The 19,539-nt window shown below is 73.7% G+C and carries 16 protein-coding genes; 11 read left to right on the top strand and 5 right to left on the bottom strand.

Features of this window, described 5'->3' with window-relative positions:
• The first annotated feature begins 56 nt into the window (after positions 1-56).
• Together ABD299_RS17565 and ABD299_RS17560 are read left to right on the top strand one after the other, a co-directional pair.
• Positions 57-1,793: an LCP family protein gene (locus tag ABD299_RS17565; protein WP_344263489.1), complete on the top strand. Its 1,737-nt coding sequence runs from the start codon at positions 57-59 to the stop codon at positions 1,791-1,793.
• A 54-nt stretch (positions 1,794-1,847) separates the two neighbouring features.
• Complete coding sequence (locus tag ABD299_RS17560; protein WP_344263487.1) at positions 1,848-3,692, top strand: LCP family protein; 1,845 nt, start codon at positions 1,848-1,850, stop codon at positions 3,690-3,692.
• A gap of 51 nt (positions 3,693-3,743) precedes the next feature.
• Here ABD299_RS17560 and ABD299_RS17555 read toward each other — a convergent pair whose 3' ends face one another.
• The 4 genes from ABD299_RS17555 to ABD299_RS17540 form a co-directional block, all read right to left on the bottom strand.
• Entirely contained in the window at positions 3,744-4,763 is a 1,020-nt protein-coding gene (locus ABD299_RS17555; protein WP_344263485.1) for a glycosyltransferase family 2 protein, read from the bottom strand.
• Between the two features lie 71 nt (positions 4,764-4,834).
• Entirely contained in the window at positions 4,835-6,157 is a 1,323-nt protein-coding gene (locus ABD299_RS17550; protein ID WP_344263483.1) for a coenzyme F420-0:L-glutamate ligase, read from the bottom strand.
• A complete protein-coding gene (cofD, locus tag ABD299_RS17545; RefSeq protein WP_344263481.1) occupies positions 6,154-7,119 on the bottom strand; it encodes a 2-phospho-L-lactate transferase in 966 nt (321 codons plus the stop codon). The genes ABD299_RS17550 and cofD overlap by 4 nt, the downstream gene beginning before the upstream one ends.
• 12 nt (positions 7,120-7,131) lie before the next feature.
• Entirely contained in the window at positions 7,132-7,626 is a 495-nt protein-coding gene (locus ABD299_RS17540) for a cysteine dioxygenase (RefSeq protein WP_344263479.1), read from the bottom strand.
• Positions 7,627-8,145: 519 nt separating this feature from the next.
• Here ABD299_RS17540 and ABD299_RS17535 point away from each other — a divergent pair.
• The 3 genes from ABD299_RS17535 to ABD299_RS17525 all read left to right on the top strand — a co-directional run bounded on the left by ABD299_RS17535 (position 8,146) and on the right by ABD299_RS17525 (position 13,837).
• The gene (locus ABD299_RS17535; protein WP_004952403.1) at positions 8,146-8,409 is read left to right on the top strand and encodes a WhiB family transcriptional regulator; all 264 of its coding nucleotides are present in this window, start codon (positions 8,146-8,148) and stop codon (positions 8,407-8,409) included.
• A gap of 158 nt (positions 8,410-8,567) precedes the next feature.
• Entirely contained in the window at positions 8,568-12,242 is a 3,675-nt protein-coding gene (locus ABD299_RS17530; protein WP_344263477.1) for a glycosyltransferase, read from the top strand.
• Positions 12,242-13,837, top strand: coding sequence for a DUF5719 family protein (locus tag ABD299_RS17525; protein ID WP_344263475.1), 1,596 nt, complete (start codon positions 12,242-12,244; stop codon positions 13,835-13,837). Before ABD299_RS17530 ends, ABD299_RS17525 begins: the two co-directional genes overlap by 1 nt.
• Positions 13,838-13,910: 73 nt before the next feature.
• Here ABD299_RS17525 and ABD299_RS17520 read toward each other — a convergent pair whose 3' ends face one another.
• Positions 13,911-14,375 carry a metallopeptidase family protein gene (locus ABD299_RS17520; protein WP_344263473.1) on the bottom strand — a complete coding sequence of 155 codons (465 nt, stop codon included), beginning with the start codon at positions 14,373-14,375 and terminating at the stop codon, positions 13,911-13,913.
• A gap of 140 nt (positions 14,376-14,515) precedes the next feature.
• Here ABD299_RS17520 and ABD299_RS17515 point away from each other — a divergent pair, with 140 nt between their 5' ends.
• From ABD299_RS17515 to ABD299_RS17490, 6 genes are all read left to right on the top strand, one after another.
• The gene (locus ABD299_RS17515) at positions 14,516-14,956 is read left to right on the top strand and encodes a DUF3499 domain-containing protein (RefSeq protein ID WP_344263471.1); all 441 of its coding nucleotides are present in this window, start codon (positions 14,516-14,518) and stop codon (positions 14,954-14,956) included.
• A 45-nt stretch (positions 14,957-15,001) separates the two neighbouring features.
• Positions 15,002-16,360, top strand: a complete 1,359-nt coding sequence (locus ABD299_RS17510) for a phosphomannomutase/phosphoglucomutase (protein ID WP_344263469.1) — start codon at positions 15,002-15,004, stop codon at positions 16,358-16,360.
• A gap of 112 nt (positions 16,361-16,472) precedes the next feature.
• A complete protein-coding gene (locus ABD299_RS17505; RefSeq protein WP_344263468.1) occupies positions 16,473-16,652 on the top strand; it encodes a Trm112 family protein in 180 nt (59 codons plus the stop codon).
• A gap of 31 nt (positions 16,653-16,683) precedes the next feature.
• A complete protein-coding gene (locus ABD299_RS17500) occupies positions 16,684-17,823 on the top strand; it encodes an SIS domain-containing protein (RefSeq protein ID WP_344263467.1) in 1,140 nt (379 codons plus the stop codon).
• 78 nt (positions 17,824-17,901) lie between these two features.
• The gene (gene manA / locus ABD299_RS17495) at positions 17,902-19,116 is read left to right on the top strand and encodes a mannose-6-phosphate isomerase, class I (RefSeq protein ID WP_344263466.1); all 1,215 of its coding nucleotides are present in this window, start codon (positions 17,902-17,904) and stop codon (positions 19,114-19,116) included.
• 252 nt (positions 19,117-19,368) lie between these two features.
• On the top strand, positions 19,369-19,539 hold a 171-nt coding region (locus ABD299_RS17490; protein WP_344263549.1), incomplete at its 3' end, for an adenosylhomocysteinase.

The following is a 19,539-nucleotide window of genomic DNA, read 5'->3' as shown; positions in this document are numbered from 1 at the left end:
GGGGCTAATGTGAGCCCTCCGATGGACAGTCGGCAGCACGGAGGGCGCACGGTCACGTGGACGCGCATGGACGTGGGGACGCGGGAGAGATCGACCCCGCGGATCAGTGGGTATTCAATCCGGACACGGGCAGTTACGAACTGCGACTGACCGGAACGGACCGTGTTCCGACAGGTTCTGCCGCGGGAGCCCGCACCGCCCGTGGTGCCGCCCGCACCGGTGCGCCCCGGCGCGGAACCGCCTCGCCCGGGCGGCGCGCGGCTCCCGCCGGTGACCGCCCTCCGCCCGGCGCCGGGGACCGGCAGGTCCCCGCCCAGCGTGACCGCCGGGCTCCGCGAAACCGCCGCAAGCAGAAGGAGGTCAAACGGCGCAGCGGCAGGAAACGGGCCCTGATGTGGGTGGGCGGGGCCCTTGCCATGCTGCTGATCGTCGGCGCCGCGGGTGTCTTCTGGGCCTACCAGCGGCTGAACGACAACATCGACAAGGTGGATGTCGGCATCCGGAACCCGGCCACCAGCGACGGCCCCGTCAACATCCTCTTCATCGGCACCGACCAGCGCCTCGGTGAGGGCAACTCCGGCTACGGCGACGCCGGCAGCGAAGGCCACGCCGACACCACGATCCTGCTGCACGTCTCCGCCGACCGCAGCCACGCCACCGCCCTGAGCATCCCCCGGGACCTGATCACCGACATCCCCGACTGCGAGACCATCGGCTCCGACGGCTCCACCACCGTCATCCCCGGCGACCAGCGGGTGCGCTTCAACCAGAGCTACGGTCAGAAGGGCCGCGACCCCGGCTGCACCTGGCGCACGGTGGAGCAGCTCACCGGGCTGGAGATCAACCACTTCATGATGGCCGACTTCAACGCGGTCAAGGACCTCTCCACGGCCGTCGGCGGCGTGCCGGTCTGCGTGGCCAAGGACATCGACGACCCGAAGTCCCACCTGAAGCTGTCCGCCGGGACGCACAGGGTGGAGGGCGAGGAGGCGCTCGCCTTCGTCCGGACCCGCTACGCCGTCGGACACGGCAGCGACCTGAGCCGCATCGGCCTCCAGCAGCAGTTCCTGGCCTCCATGGCGCGGGAGATGAAGTCCGGGGACACCCTCACCAACCCGGTGAAGCTCTGGGACCTGGCCGAGGCCGTCACCAACGCCATGACGGTCGACACCGGCATAGGCAGCATCAACAAGCTCAGCGACCTGGCCCGGGACCTCTCCCGGGTCGAGGTGTCGGACATCACCTTCGTCACCCTTCCGGTGATCGACAATCCGGACGAGGAAGTGCGGGCCACCGTCGTGCTCGACGAGGCCAAGGCCGCCCCGCTGTTCCGGATGCTCCAGGAGGACATCTCGCTGACCTCGCCCGAGGCGGAGGACGAGGACGGCAAGAACGGCGACGACGCACCGGAGATGGCGCCCGCCTCGGAGGTCCGCGTCGACATCTACAACGGCGGCAGCCGGATCGGCGCCGCCCAGGAGACCCTGGACTGGCTGCAGAACACCCACGGGGTGCACCTGTCGACCAACGCGGGCAACGCCGGCACGCCGCAGCAGACCACTACCCTGGAACACGGCCCCGACCAGGCCGGCCAGGCCGCGCGGCTCGCCGACCTCATGGGTCTGCCCAAGGACGGCCTGCGGGAACTGCCCCAGGAGACGGGCGATGTGCCGATGACCCTGGTTCTGGGCGATGATTTCCGCGGCGCGGGCACGCCCGTCGAGGTTCCGGCCAAGAAGCCGAAGGACCTCGACAGCGTGATGGCGGACGACGAGGACGTCTGCGCCTCCTGACGGGATCACCGCCGGAGGCGGCCACACACAACTGCAACGATCGGGGGAGTTCCCGTGCGGCAAGCCGGCATACGTGACGAGGGCGAAAGCAGCCCGGTCACCAGGGCCGAACAGCTGGGCTGGGACGACAGCCTGTACGACGACGCCCCCCGGCGGCCCGGCGCCGCCGGTACCGCAACGGAAGCGGGCGGTCGGGTCGCGGGCGGCGACAGCGAGACCGACGGCGAGAGCGAGGACGAGAGCGAGAGCGACAAGCGGGCCGTCGCGGGCGGCGGCGGGAACGACGGACCGGTGGCGGACCGGGAAGCCGGACACGGGGGCGTGCCGCCCGCCCGCCCCCGCCGGACCTGGGCGCGTGCGCTGCGCTGGACCGCGCTCGCGGTGGCGCTGCTGCTGCTGACCGGCGCCGGCGCCGGCTACCTGTACCTGCGCCACCTGGACGGGAACCTCACCAAGGAGGATCTCAACCTGGGCGATCGGCAGCTCGACAAGGCCCCGCCGAACGCCGACGGCCAGACACCGCTGAACATCCTGTTGCTGGGGTCCGACTCCCGGGCTTCCGAGGAGAACATCGCGCTGGGCGGCTCCCGTGCCGACGCCGACCGCAAGCCGCTGGCCGACTCCCAGATGCTGGTGCACATCTCGGCCGACCGCAGTCACATGACGGCGCTCAGCATCCCGCGCGACACCCGGGTCACCACCCCGCAGTGCACCGACCCGGCGGACGGCACGGTCTACCCGGAGACGGACAGCCGGACCATCAACCGCTCCCTGCAGAACGGCGGCCCGGGCTGCACGGTGGCCACCTGGGAACACCTGACCGGAATCCCGATCGACCACTTCATGATGGTCGACTTCGCCGGGGTGGTCAGCATGGCCGACGCCGTCGGCGGCGTGCCGGTCTGCGTGCGGGACAACGTCCACGACCACCGCTCCGGCCTCCGCCTGCCCGCGGGCACCTCCACGATCCGCGGCGAGCAGGCCCTGCAGTGGCTGCGCACCCGCTACGGGTTCGAGAACGGCAGCGACATCGGCCGCAACAAGGCCCACCAGATGTACTTCACCTCGATGATCCGCGAGCTGCAGGAGGGCACCAAGCTCTCCGAGCCCACTCAGCTGCACCGGCTCGCCGAGGCCGCCACCAACGCGCTCACCGTGGACTCCGGCCTCGGCTCGGTCACCCGGCTCTACGACCTGGGGGAGGACCTGCGGCGGGTGCCCACCGACGGCATCACCATGGTGACGCTGCCCTGGGAGCCCGACCCGCGCAACCCGACCGCGCACGTGGTGCCGCTGGAGGCCGAGGCGGAGCGGATCTTCACCCTGATCCGCAACGACATCCCGCTGGACGACGAGGAGGCGCTGGCCGACGCCCTGGAGGAGGCCGACGAGAAGGAGGCCGCCCTCGCCGGGCCGAGGGAGCAGATCGCGGTGACCGTGCGCAACGGCACCGGGACCTCGGCCCTGCCACCGGTCACCGGCCGGGCCGGCGCCGTCACCGACGCGCTGCACGGCCTGGGCTTCACCCGCGCTGTCACGGACAACACCCCCGCGGCACAGGCGGACACCACCCTCAGCTACCCCAGCGACGACCACCGGCCCGAGGCCCTGGCACTCGCCCGGGAGCTGGGGCTGCCGCGCAGCGCCCTGCGCACCGCCCAGGGCACCACGGGCCTGGTGCTGGTGATCGGCGCGGACTGGCGCGAGGGAGTGTCCTACCCGGTGCAGCGCGAGCCGCTGCCCCCGGCGGACCGGGGCCGGGACACCGAGGGCACCACGGGCGGCGAGGGCGACGGTGAGGGGGCCGGTGAGGACGGCGGCATCCTGGACCGCACCGAGTCGGTGACCGGGGACGACACCTCGGCCTGCATGGAGGTGAATCCCGCCTACACCTGGTGAGCGGACCGGGCGGGCGGGACCGGTGAGGTGCCGCCCGCCCGGCCGTCGCCGTCACCCGGCGGGGACGGCCGCCTCCCGGCGGGAGGCGATGACCTTCTTCGCCAGCTTCCGGGGGCTGGTCAGAAAGCCCCATCCCCAGGACATGTGCATCGTCGCCAGGGCGACCGGAATGCGCAGCCGGGCCCCGGCCGGCAGCCCGCGCCCGGCAGGAAGCGAGCCGACGGTGATCCCCGCGAGGTAGGCCGCCGGGACGGCGAAGCCCCAGGGCGTCAGCACGACGCCCGCCACCGTGCCCAGGGCGATCGCGGCGACGGCGGCCGGGGGTGCCAGATAGCGCGGATTGATGGACCCGGCGTGGTAGCGGGCCACCACGTGCCGCCAGCGGCCGTAGTTGCGGTACTGCTTGGCCAGGGCCCGGACACTGGGACGGGGCCGGTAGGACACCAGCAGTTCGGGGGAGAACCACACGAGCCCCCCGGCCTGCCGGATGCGGAAGTTCAGCTCCCAGTCCTGGGCGCGGACGAACTCCTCGTTGTAGCCGCCCTGCTGCTCCAGCACCTCGCGCCGGAACACGCCCAGGTAGACCGTCTCGGCCTCGCCGGCCTCGCCACCGGTGTGGAAGGCGGCGTTCCCCACCCCGATCCGGGAGGTCATCGCGGCGGCGACGGCCCGCTCCCAGTCGTTCTCGCCCTCGGCGTGCATGATCCCGCCGACGTTGGCCGCGCCGGTCTCCTCCAGCAGCCGCACCGCGGTGGCGATGTAGCCCGGAGAGAGCATGCCGTGGCCGTCCACCCGCACCACGACCGGGTGCCGGGAGGCGCGGATCGCGGCGTTGAGCCCGGCGGGCGTGCGCCCGGTCGGGTTCGGCACCGTCCGCACCCGCGCGTCCTCCGCGGTCAGTTCGGCGGCGATCTCGTCCGTGCGGTCCTCCGAGGGGCCCAGCGCGATGACGACTTCCAGCTCGCCGGGATAGTCCTGGTCCAGGATGTGCCGCACGGAACTGCGCAGATGCCGCTCCTCGTTGAGGACCGGCATGATCACGGACACGGGGGGCGTCGGATGGCTGCTCACCCGCGTCAGGTTACCGTCCGGCGCGCCCCCGCCCGGCGGCGGCCACCGGCCGCCCCAAGGCGCCCGAGGGGTCAGCGGACCTCGGTGAAGGCGGAGGCGTCGCGCGGGGCGCGGGGGCGGGGCGGGGCCGCCGGGTGGCCTATGGCGACGGCGCCCATCGGGTCCCAGTCGCCGGGGATGCCCAGCTCGCCGCGGACCACGTCGCGGCAGAACATGGTGGACGAGACCCAGGCGGACCCCAGGCCCTCCCCGGCGAGGGCGACCAGGAAGTTCTGCACGCCCGCCCCGGCCGCCACCACGAACATCTCCCGCTCGGCCGTGGCGCGCCGCGCGTCCGGGTAGTGGTGGGCGCCGTCGGCCACCAGGCAGGGGACGGCCAGGTACGGGGCGTCGCGCAGCACGTCACCGCGCCGCACCCGCCGGGCGATGGCCTCCTCGGACCTGCCGTCCCGTCGCAGGTCGGCGACCCAGGCCTCGCGCATGGCGTCCAGCAGGCGGGTGCGGGCGGCGGCGGACTCCAGGAGCACGAACCGCCAGGGGGTGGTGTGGTGCGGGGCCGGAGCGGTGACCGCGGCGGCGACCGCCCGTCGGACCGCTGCCGGGTCCACCGGGTCACCGGTGAACGAGCGGATGGTGCGGCGCTGGGTGACCGCTTCCCGCACGGCCTCGGAGGTGCCCAGCCGGAACATGTCCCGGGAGGCGTCACGGATCAGCTCGCGGGCGGTCCCCGAGCCGCGCACCCGCTCCGGCAGCCCGCGCAGCAGGGCGACCGGCAGCCCGTAGGCCTTGCCCTTCACCAGTTCGCCGGCGGCGGCCAGCTCGTCGGCGAGGGCGGTGACGGTGACGCCCAGCGGATTCCCGTAGGGGTCGGTGCCGCCGCGCAGGTCGTCCAGCACCCGCACGCCGGCGGCGCCGATCGCCACATCCGTCTGCCCCTCCCGCCAGGGGCGCCCGAAGGTGTCGGTGACGACCACCCCCACCTCGACGGACAGGGCGTGCCGGATCCCGTCGCGGATCCGCGCGGCCGAGGCGTCCGGGTCCTCGGGCAGCAGCAGTACGGTGCCCAGCGGGGTGTTGGAGGAGTCCACGCCCGCGGCGGCCATCACGAAGCCGTGCCGTGACTCGACGATCCGGGCCGGGCCGCGCCGGGCGACCACCCGCACGGTCTCGGCGTCGATCGCGGCCTCGCGGTCGTCGGCCCGCAGGATCCGGCCCTCCGCCTTGCTCACGATCTTCGAGGTCACCACCAGGACATCCCCGTCGCGCAGCCCCGGCCCGGGGAGCGCGGTGGCGGCATCGATGATGATCTTGACGAGGTCGTCGCCGGGCCGGATCTCGGGAATGCCCGGCAGAGCGTGGACCTGGTAGCCCGAGGGCTTGGCCGCGGAGGTCACAGCGACCGGACCTCCCCGGCGAGCGCGAGCGCCTCGCGCGCCATCGTCGCGGTCGCCTCGAGGTCGGTCATCATCAGCGGGACGGCCCGGCAGCGGATGCCGTCGGTCTCCACGGTCTTCACCGCGCTCTCGTCGACCGTGTCGACCAGCCAGCCGTCCAGCAGCCCCGATCCGTAGTGCCCGGCGACGGCCGCGGCCGTCGTCCCGACACCGATGGCGGCCAGCATCCGGTCGGCCATGCCGTGCACCGGGGCGCCCCCCACGATGGGGGAGAGCCCGACCACCGGGACCCCCGCGTCGGCGATGGCCTCGCGGATGCCGGGCACGGCCAGCACCGTACCGATGCTGACCACCGGGTTGGAGGGCGGGAAGAGCACGACATCGGCCTCGCCGATGGCCTCCAGCACGCCCGGTGCCGGGGTGGCCCGGTCGGCGCCGACCGGAACGACCGCGTGCGCCGGGACAGAGGCCCGCAACCGCACCCAGTACTCCTGGAAGTGCACCGCCTTGCGCCCGCCCTCGCCGTCGTCGATCACCACGTGGGTCTCGACCCGGTCGTCGGTCATCGGCAGCAGCCGGACACCCGGCTGCCAGCGCCGGCACAGCGCCTCGGTGACGGCCGACAGCGGATACCCGGCACCGATCATCTGGGTGCGCACGATGTGCGTGGCGATGTCCCGGTCGCCCAGACCGAACCAGTCCGGGCCCACCCCGTAGGCGGCGAGTTCCTCCTTGACGCTGAAGGACTCCCCGGCGCGGCCCCAGCCCTGCTCCTCGTGGATGCCACCGCCCAGGGTGTACATCACCGTGTCCAGGTCGGGGCAGACCTTCAGGCCGAACAGATGGATGTCGTCACCGGTGTTGCCGATGACGGTGATCTCCGCCTCCGGCACGGCCTGCCGCAGACCCCGCAGGAAGCGGGCGCCACCGACCCCGCCGGCCAGTACCACGATGCGTCGCATGCCGTCAGTCTGTCAGCAGGAGGCGACACCCCGGACAGAGGGCTCGAAATCCGGCGCGTGCCGGGGCATGTGCGTCAGCCCCGGGAAGTACACGTGCACGCTGACGGCCGGACCGAGTGCGGCGTTGACCACCGCGTGCACGAAACCGGGCGCGAAGTACCGCAGCGGCCCCGGTGAGAGCAGCCGCGGTCCGTGCTCGGTGTACTCCGTGAGCGCGCCCCGGACCACCGTGTACACGCCGTGGGAGGCGCCGTGGTCATGACGGCCGCTGCCCTGCCCGGGGACCCAGCTCAGCAGCCAGGCGTCGTAGCCGGGGCCGGTGCGCAGCCGGTGGTACCAGCGGCAGGTGGCGTCGTAGCGGACCAGTGGCTCCCAGGCGGCACGGTCCTGTGCCAGCGAGGCCGCCAGACCCGCGAAGCCGGAAACAGTAGTGGGATGACGGGAAGCGGGCAGGAGCAGATGGGGAAGCGCGGTGGGATCACCGGCGATTTCGTTGTCGTTGTCCATGTGGGATGTCCGGGGGGAACGCCGTGAGGAGCGTGCGGAAGGGAGGTGCCCGCTGTGCGGGCCGGATGCCAAGGGGAGCGGTTCCCCGGTTCGGTTGTCAATCGGACGGAGCGTTTGGCCGGAGTGTTTCACCACATCCGGTTGCGCGGGGGTCGTGGGGGTTTAAGCCGCTGCGGAACGGACACATGGCGCATCACCACGCACGCGACCCCGTTGCGCTTCCGTGATCCGGTCGTGATCGGGTGTGTGCGGCGCGCGGGATGCGAAGCACCCGGCGCTCGGTGCGCCGGTCTCCTGCCGGTGACCGGCGCCCGGGCGAAGAGCGGGCGTGGCGAGCATTGTTTGTGTGGATTTGAACACTTTCCGTATGGCTGTGGTGCCACAGGGTGAATCATCGGGTCAATAACAGATCGTGGCTTGACTGGCCCGAAGTATCGCACTTGTAATTTCACTCGTGTCGTTCGAGTGCGATCGATAACGACGGCATCACGGGGACGCAAAGAAGCGAGGGGCGCGAGCATGACCGAGCTGTTCCAACAACTGCTGGTCGAGGAAGCGGACGAAGAGCTCGGCTGGCAGGAACGTGCGCTGTGCGCACAGACCGATCCCGAATCGTTCTTCCCGGAGAAGGGCGGCTCCACGCGGGAAGCCAAGAAGGTCTGCCTCGCATGCGAAGTGCGTTCGGAGTGCCTGGAGTACGCCCTCGCCAACGACGAGCGCTTCGGGATCTGGGGCGGGCTCTCCGAGCGCGAACGCCGCCGCCTGAAGAAGGCCGCCGTCTGATCCGCGGCCGCACGGACGGGCCCGGCTCCTTCAGCCGCTAGTGTGGTGGGCTGTCCGGGGCGTGCGAGCGCTGACCCAGCGAACGCACGCACCACAGTCCACCACCGCAGTCATCCGGGGAAAGCCCCCGATACCCCGGTTGAAGGGCCCGCACCTCGATGTCCGTGCACAGCCGACCGGCGGCGCAGCAGCAAGAGCCCGCCCACCCCGAATACCCGCGGCACGTCGTCACGGCCGTGCTCGTCTCGCACGACGGCGAACGCTGGCTCCCCGACGTCCTGGCCGGGGTGATCAACCAGGAACGCCCCGTACAGGACGTCATAGCCGCCGACACCGGCAGCGCCGACTCCTCCGCGCTCCTGGTCACCGAGGCGTTCGGAGCCGAGCGGGTGCTCCACCTCGCCCGCCGCTCCGGCTTCGGGGCCGCCGTGGCCGAGGCCGTCCGGACCGCCCCGGTGCTCACCCCCGACGACCTGCCGTACCTGCGCCGCCCCGACGGCTGGGACCCGGTCGCCCGGCAGTGGCGCCAGGACGTCTACGACATGCCCGAGTTCCCCCATGGCGAACCGGTCCACTGGCTCTGGCTGCTGCACGACGACAGCGCCCCGGAACCCGACGCGCTGGCCGAACTCCTGCGCCAGGCGGACGCCGACCCCGCCGCCGCGGTCATCGGGGCCAAGCTCCGCGGCTGGTACGACCGCCGGCAGCTGCTGGAGGTCGGAGTCACCATCGCCAACAGCGGACGCCGCTGGACCGGCCTGGACCGCCGCGAACAGGACCAGGGCCAGCACGACCAGGTGCGCCCGGTGCTGTCGGTCTCCACCGCCGGCATGCTCATCCGCCGTGACGTCTACGAGCAGCTAGGCGGCTTCGACAGGCGGCTGCCGCTGATGCGCGACGACGTGGACCTGTGCTGGCGCGCCCACGCCGCCGGCCACCGGGTCGTGATCGCCCCCGACGCCGTGCTCCGGCACGCCGAGGCGTCCTCCCGCGAACGACGCTCGATCGATTGCGCCGGCCGGCTGGGCGGCAGCCCGCACCGTGTGGACAAGGCGGCGGCCGCCTACACGCTGCTCGTCAACTCCCCCGCCCGGTCCCTGCCCTGGGTGCTGGTGCGGCTGCTGCTGGGCACCGTGCTGCGGGTGCTGGCCTACCTCGTCGGCAAGGTGCCCGGCCGGGCCCTGGACGAGGCCGCGGGACTGCTGGCCACCCTGCTGCGCCCGGGACGGATCATCTCCGCCCGCTCCCGCCGCCGCGGTGCCGCCGACCCGGGTGCGCTGCGCCCGCTGTTCCCGCCACCCGGAGCGACCGTGCGGGCCACGGTGGAGCAGGTCGCCAGCAACCTCTCCGGCCGCTCCGAACCCGCAGCGGCCTCCGGAGGCCGGCACGGCGCCGTCGAGTCCGGCCCCTCCGACGAGGACGCCGAGGACTTCCAGGTCGAGCAGTTCGCCCGCGTCAAACGTCTGGCCCGCAAGCCCGGACCGGTGCTCTTCGCCGTCCTGCTGCTGGTCTCGCTGATCGCCTGCCGCGAGCTGTTCGGCAGCGGAGCCCTCACCGGCGGTGCGCTGCTGCCCGCGCCTCCCGACGCCTCCGGCCTGTGGGAGCGCTATCTGAGCACCTGGCAGCCGCTGGGCACCGGCGGCACCGCGGCGGCACCCCCCTACCTGGCGTTCCTCGCCACCCTCTCCACGGCCCTGCTGGGCAGCACCGGCCTCGCCATGACGCTGCTCCTGGTGTGTTCGGTGCCGCTCGCCGGTGTCAGCGCGTACCTGGCCTCGGGCCCGCTGTTCTCCGCCGGCCCGCTGGTGCCTTCCAGGCTGCTGCGCGCCTGGGCGAGCATCGCCTACGCCTTCCTGCCCGCGGTCACCGGAGCGCTGGCCACCGGCCGGGTCGGTACCTCGGTCCTGGCCGTCCTGCTGCCACTGCTCGCCCGCACCGCCGTCTCCGCCGCCGGACTCATCTCCGGCGGTGCCGGACCGTGGCGGGCGGCGTGGGCCGCGGCCCTGCTGCTCACCGTCGTCACCGCCTTCACCCCGGTGATCTGGCCGATCGCCGCCGTGCTCGCGGTGTGCACCCTGTTCCTGCCACGCCGGAAGGCGGCCGACCAGCGCAAGCGCCGGGCGATGCGGCTGGCGGCCCTGCTGCTCACTCCGCTCGTGCTGCTTTCCCCCTGGTCCTGGTCGGTGCTCATCAGCCCGTCCCGGTTCCTGGGTGAGGCCGGGATCGGCTACGACTTCGGGCAGGCGACCGCCTTGCAACTGGTCAACCTCAATCCCGGCGGGCCGGGCACCGCAGGGACCTGGCTGCTGGCCGGTCTGGTCCTGGCCTCCCTCGCCGCACTGCTGCGCACCGAGCGGCGGGAGGCGATCGGCGCGGCCTGGACCGCCGCGCTCGTCGCCCTGGTCTTCGCGGCCTGGGCCAACGCGGGTGAGGGCACCTGGGCCGGACCGGCCGCGCTGGTCTACGGCCTGGCGCTGCTGTCCGCCGCCGCCCTGGGTGCCGACGGCGCCCGCAGCAGGGTCGCCACGCAGAACTTCGGCTGGCGCCAGCCGGTCGCGGTCGCGGTGGCGGCCGCCGCCGCGATCGGTCCGCTGCTGACCGCCACCGGCTGGATGCTGGGCGGCGCCCATGGCCCGCTGGAGCGGACCAACCCCGTGCAGGTCCCGGCCTTCGTCGCCGAGGAGAGCTCCACCAGCGACCAGGCCCGCACCCTGGTGCTGGCCGGGGAGAACGAACTGCCCGACGGAACGGCCGGCCAGGTCTCCTACGCCGTGGTGCGCGGCAGCGGGGCCCGGCTCGGGGACGCCGAGATCGCCGAGCGGATGGGCGAGGACCGCTCCCTGCGCAAGGCGGTAGGTGACCTGGTGGCCGGAACCGGCGCGGACCAGACCGAGGTCCTGAGCGGTTACGCCATCCGCTACCTGCTGGTGCGTGACGGCTCCCCGACCGGACTGCACCGGGTCCTCGACACCACCCCCGGCCTCAAGCGGCTCAGCCAGGAGGACGGCAGCGCCCTGTGGCGGGTGGAGCGGACCCTGGCGCGGGCCATGGTGCTGCCGCCCGACGACGCCCCCGGCGACGGCCCTCAGCCACTGGCGGCGGGCCCGGTCGAGGTGGACACCGTTCTCGAGGAGGGCCCGGCGGGACGCGTCCTGCGTCTGGCCGACTCCGCCGACGAGGGCTGGAGGGCCACGCTGGACGACCGGCCGCTGACGCCGGTCACGGTGGACGGCTGGGCCCAGGGCTTCGAACTTCCCGCGGACGGCGGGCGGCTGGCCGTGACGCACAGTACGTCCGGGACCCACACGCTGTGGGTGTGGACGCAGGGGTTCCTGCTTCTGGTGGTGACCGTGCTCGCGCTGCCCGGCCGTCGCCGGGAACTCGACGACGACCTTCCGGAGCCCTCGGCCGTGGCGGCGGAGGCCCCCCAGGGCCGGCGGGCCCGCCGCGAGCAGGCCGCTGCCGCCGCTGCCGCCGCGGGGGCGGCGGGGGAGACGGGCGGACCGCCCTCCCCGCCGCAGGAGCAGCCCGGCCCGCCCTCGCGGCCCGAGGAGCCGGCCGGGCAGGACTGGGCAGCGGCCGGGCACGGACAACAGCCCCACGGGGACGACCACCGGCAGGAGCCGCAGTACGCCGAGGGCGCGTACCAGGAGGGCGAGTACCGGGACGGCGGGCAGTACCCGCAGGACCAGCAGTACCCGCAGCAGCCCTACTACGGGCAGGGCAGCGGGCAGCCGGGCATCCCGGAGCAGCCGTACGGCGGATGGGACGACCAGAACTACCGGGCTCCGTACAACTATCCGGCCGACTACGGCGACGGGAGCAGCCAGTGATGAACCGCCCCACACTGTCCCTGCTGGCGACGGTCACGGCCCTCGCCGCGGTGACCGGCCTGGCCTCGCTGGGCTCCGGCGCCGAGGGCACCCGCGCCGGCGAATCCGAGCGTGTCCCGGTCCAGCAGACAACGCTGACCTGCCCGCGCCCGACATCCGCCGAGACCGCCACCACGGCCTACACGGCCTTCACCCCGGTCGGCACCGGCGACCGGCAGGACGGTCTGGAGGCTGCCGCCGCCCTGCTGCCGGCCCCGGAGTACGTCCTGGGCGACAGCGGCCGGGACACGGACGAGGACGAGGACGCCGACGACGACGCGGACGAGGACGCCGACGCGGACGCGGACGAGGACGAGGAGGCCGACGCCGCGGACGCGGATGCCGTGGTGCCGCTGGAGGAGCCGGGTGTGCCGGTGGCCGCCACCACCAAGGAGGCCGGAGCCCCGGCTCTCATCGGTACCGCCCGAGGCCGGCTGGCTCCCGGCTGGACCGTGCAGCAGACCACCGTCACCGACTCGGGCGCCGGCAGGGGGATGCTGGGCACCGCCTGCCAGACCCCCGGCACCGAGTTCTGGTTCGCCGGCGCGAGCACCCTGGAGAGCCGGTACGACTACGTCCATCTGACCAACCCCGACGAGGCCGCCACGGTCGTCGACATCGCGCTGTACGGCGCGGACGGCCAGCTGGCCTCGGACAGCGGCGGCGAGGGCGTCACCGTCCCCGGAGGCACCACGGTGCCGGTGCCGGTGGGCGCCGCGGGCACGCTGGACGCCGATCCCGAGCCCAACCTCGCCGTGCACGTCATGGCCCGCACCGGCCGGATCGGTGCCCAGCTGGAGGTCGTGGACGAGCAACTGGGCGCGGACTGGCTGGCGCCGGTCACCGCGCCCGCCGGTCCGGTGGTACTGCCCGGCATCCCCGAGGACGCGGAGACGGTGCGGCTGATCGCCTTCACCCCGGGCGAGGAGGACATCTCCCTGGGGGTGCAGCTCGTCGGCGCCGGCGGCACCTTCACCCCGGCCGGAAGCGAGTCGTTGTCCCTGCGGCCCGGCGCCGTCAGCGCGATGGACCTCGGGGACATCACGCAGGGCGAGGCGGGCTCGCTGCTGCTGACCCCCGCGGAGGGCTCGGGCACCGGCCCCGTGGTGGCCGCACTGCGTGTGACGCGCGGCGAGGACGAGGAGCAGGACCTGGCGTTCATCGCGGCCACCGCCCCGGTCGAGAGCCGGGCCACGGCTGGCGGGAACACCCTGAAGGGCACCTCGCTGTCCCTGACGGCGCCGGACGACACGGTCGAGGTGAAGGTCACGATCTCGGCGGGCAGCGACGGCGGTGCGGAGAGCAGCGAGACCTACACCGTGGAGGGCGGCACCACGCTGGCCGTCGCCCCCGAGCCGGGTGACGACGTCGAGGGACGCTACGCGCTGACCGTCGAGCGCGTGAGCGGCGGGACGCTCTACGCCTCCCGGATGCTGTCGCTCAAGCGCGACGACATCCCCATGTTCACCGTCCAGGGGCTGCCGGACGACGGCTCCACGGTCGCGGTGCCGGAAACCGGCCAGGACTTCTCCGTCCTGACGAACCGGCCGCACTGACGCGCCCGCCGGCGCCGCACCCGGAGGCACCACCGCCGGATTTCGGCCGGAAACAGGCGGTGGCGCGGCCGGATCAGTCCTGCCCGTAACGGGGGTCCACGGACTCCGGTGCCAGACCGAGCAGCTCGGCCGCCTGCTCCACCACGACCTCGTGCACCAGGTGGGCGCGCTCGTCGCGGTCCCGGCTGCGCAGTTCGACCGGCCGCCGGTAGACGATGATCTGGGCCGGACTGCCGGCCCGCCCACGGACCAGCCCGCCGAGCGGCACCCCCTCCGGCACCGGTTCGGGACCGCCCGGAGCGGGCAGCTGCGGCACTTCCATGACCCGGAAGCGGACGTCCGCGAGCTGCGGCAGGCGGCGCCGCAGGCGGTCCGCGGAGTCGTGCACCAGCGCGTCGAAGGTGTCCGCGCGACTCACCGCCAGCGGGACCTGGGGCGGTGCCACGGGTCCGCGCATGCCTCGGCCGTGCCGGTCCCGGCGACGGTGGCGTCCGGTGGGACCGGACGGGGCCGGCGGGACGCTGCTGGGCTCGTTCATCGCCTTTGACGATAGAGGACGGACCGGGAGCGGGGCAGGACCGCCGTGGGCCGGAACCGAACGGGGGACAAGGGCGAACCTCCGGGCGAATCGGTACGAGCCGCCCGGGGCGGGAGGCGACACGGTGGCCAGGGCCGGGGGTGAGTCGTCGCGGCCCGCTCAGGAGTGCGGTACGGTCCAACATCGTGAGCCCCGTACGTCGCTGTTCGCGCACCGCGTGCGGCCGTCCCGCCGTGGCGACGCTGACGTATGTCTACGCGGACTCGACGGCGGTCCTCGGTCCGCTCGCCACCTACGCCGAACCCCATTGCTATGACCTGTGCGCCGAGCACTCCGAGCGGCTGACGGCCCCGCGCGGCTGGGAGGTCGTCCGGCTGGCCGTCGACACCTCCACGGCCCGCCCCAGCGGTGACGACCTGGAGGCGCTCGCCGACGCCGTGCGCGAGGCGGCCCGGACGCCGCAGCGCGGAACGCCGCCGGAGGGCCCGGCGGGCGGACCCTCGCGCGGGGGGAACGAGCCGGATCCCATGGAGGTGGCGCGCCGCGGCCACCTGCGCATCCTCCGTTCTCCCGACTCGTAAGCTGGCTCCATTCGGACTTTCAGATCTCCAGACAAGGGGTGGGCTGTGCCGGACCTGTCACAGATCGTGAAGGCGTACGACATCCGGGGCGTCGTCCCGGACGAGTGGGACGAACAGCTCGCCGCCCTCTTCGGCGGTGCCTTCGTGGACGTCACGGGAGCCCCCGGGGTCGTCATCGGGCACGACATGCGCCCCTCGTCGCCCGGCCTGGCCGGCGCCTTCGCCCAGGGAGCGGCGGCCCGCGGCGCGGACGTCACCGAGATCGGGCTGTGCTCCACCGACCAGCTCTACTACGCCAGCGGCGCGCTCTCCCTGCCCGGCGCCATGTTCACCGCCAGCCACAACCCGGCGCAGTACAACGGCATCAAGCTGTGCAGGGCGGGCGCCACCCCGGTCGGCCAGGACAGCGGGCTCGCCGAGATCCGCGCGCTGGTGGAACGCTGGGCCGAGGAGGGCGCGCCCCCCACGGCCCCGGTCACCGGCACCGTCACCCAGCGGGACGTCCTGAACGACTACGCCGCGCACCTGCGCTCGCTGGTCGACCTCACCGGCATCCGCCCGCTGCGGGTCGTGGTGGACGCCGGCAACGGCATGGGCGGTCACACCGTGCCCACCGCGCTGGCCGGACTGCCCGTGGAACTGGACGCCATGTACTTCGAACTGGACGGAACCTTCCCGAACCACGAGGCCAACCCGCTGGATCCGGCCAACATCGTGGATCTGCAGGCCAGGGTCCGCAAGACCGGCGCGGACATCGGCCTGGCCTTCGACGGGGACGCCGACCGCTGCTTCGTGGTCGACGAGCGTGGCGAGCCGGTCTCCCCCTCCGCGATCACGGCGCTGGTCGCTTCCCGCGAACTGGCCAGGAGCCCCGGCTCCACCGTCATCCACAACCTCATCACCTCCTGGTCGGTCCCCGAGGTCGTCAAGGAGTGCGGGGGCACCCCGGTGCGCACCCGGGTGGGGCACTCCTTCATCAAGGACGAGATGGCCCGCACCGGGGCGATCTTCGGCGGTGAGCACTCCGCGCACTACTACTTCCGGGACTTCTGGAACGCCGACACCGGCATGCTCGCGGCCCTGCACGTGCTGGCGGCACTGGGCGGCCAGGACGGCCCGCTGTCGGAGCTGGTGGCCGCCTACGACCGGTACGCCGCCTCCGGGGAGATCAACAGCCGGGTCGACGACCAGCCGGGCCGTGCCGCCGCCGTCCGGGAGGCGTACGCCGGCCGTGACGACGTCCGCCTGGACGAACTGGACGGACTGACCGTCACCGCCTCCGACTGGTGGTTCAACCTGCGGGCCTCCAACACCGAGCCGCTGCTGCGGCTCAACGTCGAGGCCCGGGACCGGGCCGTGATGGAGCGCGTCCGGGACGAGGTGCTGGGCATCGTCCGGGCCTGACCGCGACAGGCCGGGCGCGACCGCCGCGCCTCGCCGGGCGCGGTCGCGCCCGGCGGGGCCGGGGCCGGTAGGCTGGCCGTCAGTGAAGGTCACGCCGCCTGGAGGAACGCACATGCCGCTCGTGGAATCCGGTCTGCTGGAGATCCTCGCCTGCCCGGCGTGCCGCGCCGCCCTCCGCCCGGACGAGGACCACCAGGAACTGACCTGCACCGCGGAGTCCTGCGGTCTGGCCTACCCCGTACGGGACGGTATCCCCGTCCTCCTGGTGGACGAGGCCCGCCGGCCCGCCTGAGCGCCCGTACCCCGGGCGATCGGAGCCCCCGATGATCGACGAATCCCAGCTCGACGACCCCGACGCCGTGGTGCGGGCCGATCTGCGGGGCCTGCTGCGCACCGTGGCGTCCTCCGGCGCCCAGGTCCGCACGGCGGCCCGCAGTGCCGAGGAGACACCGCTGGCCCGTCTGAGACCCGAGGGCACCCCGCAGCACATCCTGGTCGCCGGACCGGGGCCCGCCGTCCCGCTGGCGGTCGACCTGCTCGCAGCCCTGGCCGGCCACGCCGTCCGGGTCACCAGGGTGCGGCCCACGGGGGTGCTCGCGGACCCCGGCGCACTGCGGTGGGCGCTGCCCCGCTGGGCGGGCCCGATGGACCTGGTGCTGCTCCTCACCCCCGAGGGCTCGGAGCCGGGCCTGACCGAACTGCTGGAGCAGGCGTACCGGCGCGGGTGTTCCGTCGTCGCCGTCTGTCCGGAGGGCTCGCCGCTGGCGGTCACCACCTCCCACCGGCGCAACCTGGCCGTGCCGCTGACCTCCGCCCCTCACCAGGAACCCCCCGGCCATCCCGCGGCGCCCGGCCCGCACTGGTCCCTCATCACCCCGCTGCTGATGCTCGGCGACAGACTGGGCCTGTTCTCCGCCGACAGCACGGTGCTGCGGGCCGTGGCCGACCGGCTGGACGCCGTCGCCGAACGGTGCGGGCCGGCCACCGTGACCGAGGACAACCCCGCCAAGACGCTGGCCACCGAGTGTGAGGGCTCGCTCCCGCTGCTGTGGAGCGAGGGGCCGCTGTCCCGGGCGGCCGCCCGGCACGCCGCGGCGACCTGCATCGCGCTCTCCGGGCGGCCCGCCCTGACGGCCCGGCTCCCCGAGGCGATGACCGCCCACGGCATGCTCCTGAACGCCGGCCGGACGGCGGGCGCCGGCACCGACGACTTCTTCCGCGACCGGCTGGAGGAGCCCGCTCCGCTGCTGCCCCGCGTGGTGCTGCTGTCCGACGAGCCCTCGCTGCCGGGCTCCGGAACGTCCGCCGACGCGGCCCGTGAGCTGGCCGCGGCCCAGGGCGTCCCCATCAGCGAGCTGGAGGCGGCCCACGACGGCAGCCCGCTGCAGACCCTGGCCGAGGTACTCGCCCAACTGGATTTCACGGCCGTTTACCTGGCGCTCACCGAAGGTACGGGATCATAGGACGGTGCCGGCCGCCGCGGGCCGGCACCGACCGCGGCAGTGTCCTCCGCCCCCGCACCGATGTCTGGACGAGCACACATGGACCGCCTCCACAACACCGTCCGCCCCTACGCCTGGGGTTCCGTCACCGCCATCCCGGAACTGCTGGGCACCGAGCCCACCGGCGAGCCGCAGGCGGAGCTGTGGATGGGTGCCCATCCCGGCGCCCCCTCGCTCGTGGACCGCGGCACGGGTCCCGTCACCCTCACGGAGGTGATCGCCGCCGACCCCGGGCACGAGCTCGGCCCGGAGACGGTGGCCGCCTTCGGGCCCCGTCTGCCCTTCCTGCTCAAGCTCCTGGCAGCCGGCGCGCCGCTCTCCCTCCAGGTCCACCCGGACCGCGAGCAGGCGCGCGCCGGCTACGCCGAGGAGGAGGCGCTCGGCGTTCCCGCCGACGCCCCGCACCGCACCTACAAGGACGCCGGCCACAAGCCGGAACTCCTCTGCGCCCTCACTCCTTTCGAGGGCCTGTGCGGGTTCCGCCCGCCGGAGGAGACTGCCGGGCTGCTGGAGGCGCTCGGCGTCGACGAGCTCAAGCCCTATGCCGACATCCTCCGCGCACACCCCTCCGAGCACGCCCTGCGAGAGGTCCTGACGGCCGTGCTGTCGGCCGACCGCGAGGCGATGGCCGGGACCGTGGCGCAGGCCGCCGAGGCCGCCGGCCGGCTGGCGGACACCCCGGGCCCCTGGTCCGACGCCTGCGCCGCCTACGCCGGGATCGCACATCACTACCCCGGCGACCCAGGGGTGATCGCCGCCATGCTGCTCCACCACGTGCGGCTGCAGCCCGGCGAGGCACTCCACCTGGGCGCCGGGGTGCCGCACGCCTACCTCGGCGGCCTCGGGGTCGAGATCATGGCCAACTCCGACAATGTGCTGCGCTGCGGCCTCACCCCCAAGCACGTCGATGTCCCCGGGCTGCTGAGGGTCGTCCGCTTCGAGGCGGGCGACCCCGCCGTCCTCCGCCCGGAGGCGTCACCCGACGGCGAGGAGGTCTACGACACGCCGGCGGAGGAGTTCCGGCTCTCCCGTCATCTGCTCGCACCGGGGTCCCCGGCGCGCGGGCTGCCGGCGGGGCGCGCGCAGATCCTGCTGTGCACCGCGGGCGAGATCGCGGTCACCGCCACCGGCCGGGACGCCGCGGAGCTCACCCTCACCCCGGGCCGCTCGGTCTGGGTCCCGGCCGCCGAGAGCGTCGAGGCCGCGGGCAGCGGCACGCTCTTCCGCGCCACGGTGGCGCCCCGGCCGCACTGACCCCGCGGCCCGTCGGGGGCCGCGGGGCCGGGATCCGCCGCGGACGACTGCGGCGGCGACGGCATCCGGTGTAGATTCAAAGGCGGAGTCAGACGTCGCTGCTGATGGCAGTCGGGCGGCCCGGTGGGCCCAACCCGGCCGAGGGTAAGAAGGCCTCCGACGGACCTGCGAAGCACGGACCGCGGCACACCTGTGTCCGCGGCCCGCAACGTGTCCGCCCGTCCTCTCCACCCTTCGAGGAGCAAGTCGCTGATGACGACGACAACTACCCCCACCCAGGACTACAAGGTCGCGGATCTGTCGCTGGCCGAGTTCGGCCGGAAGGAGATCTCGCTGGCCGAGCACGAGATGCCGGGTCTGATGGCGATCCGTGAGGAGTTCGCCGCCGCGCAGCCGCTGGCGGGTGCGCGGATCACGGGTTCG

Origin of the sequence: Streptomyces sodiiphilus (genome assembly GCF_039529215.1) — a bacterium.
GTDB lineage: Bacteria > Actinomycetota > Actinomycetes > Streptomycetales > Streptomycetaceae > Streptomyces > Streptomyces sodiiphilus.
Note: the sequence above shows the minus strand (reverse complement) of the source record. Positions and strands in the feature narration are given on the sequence as shown.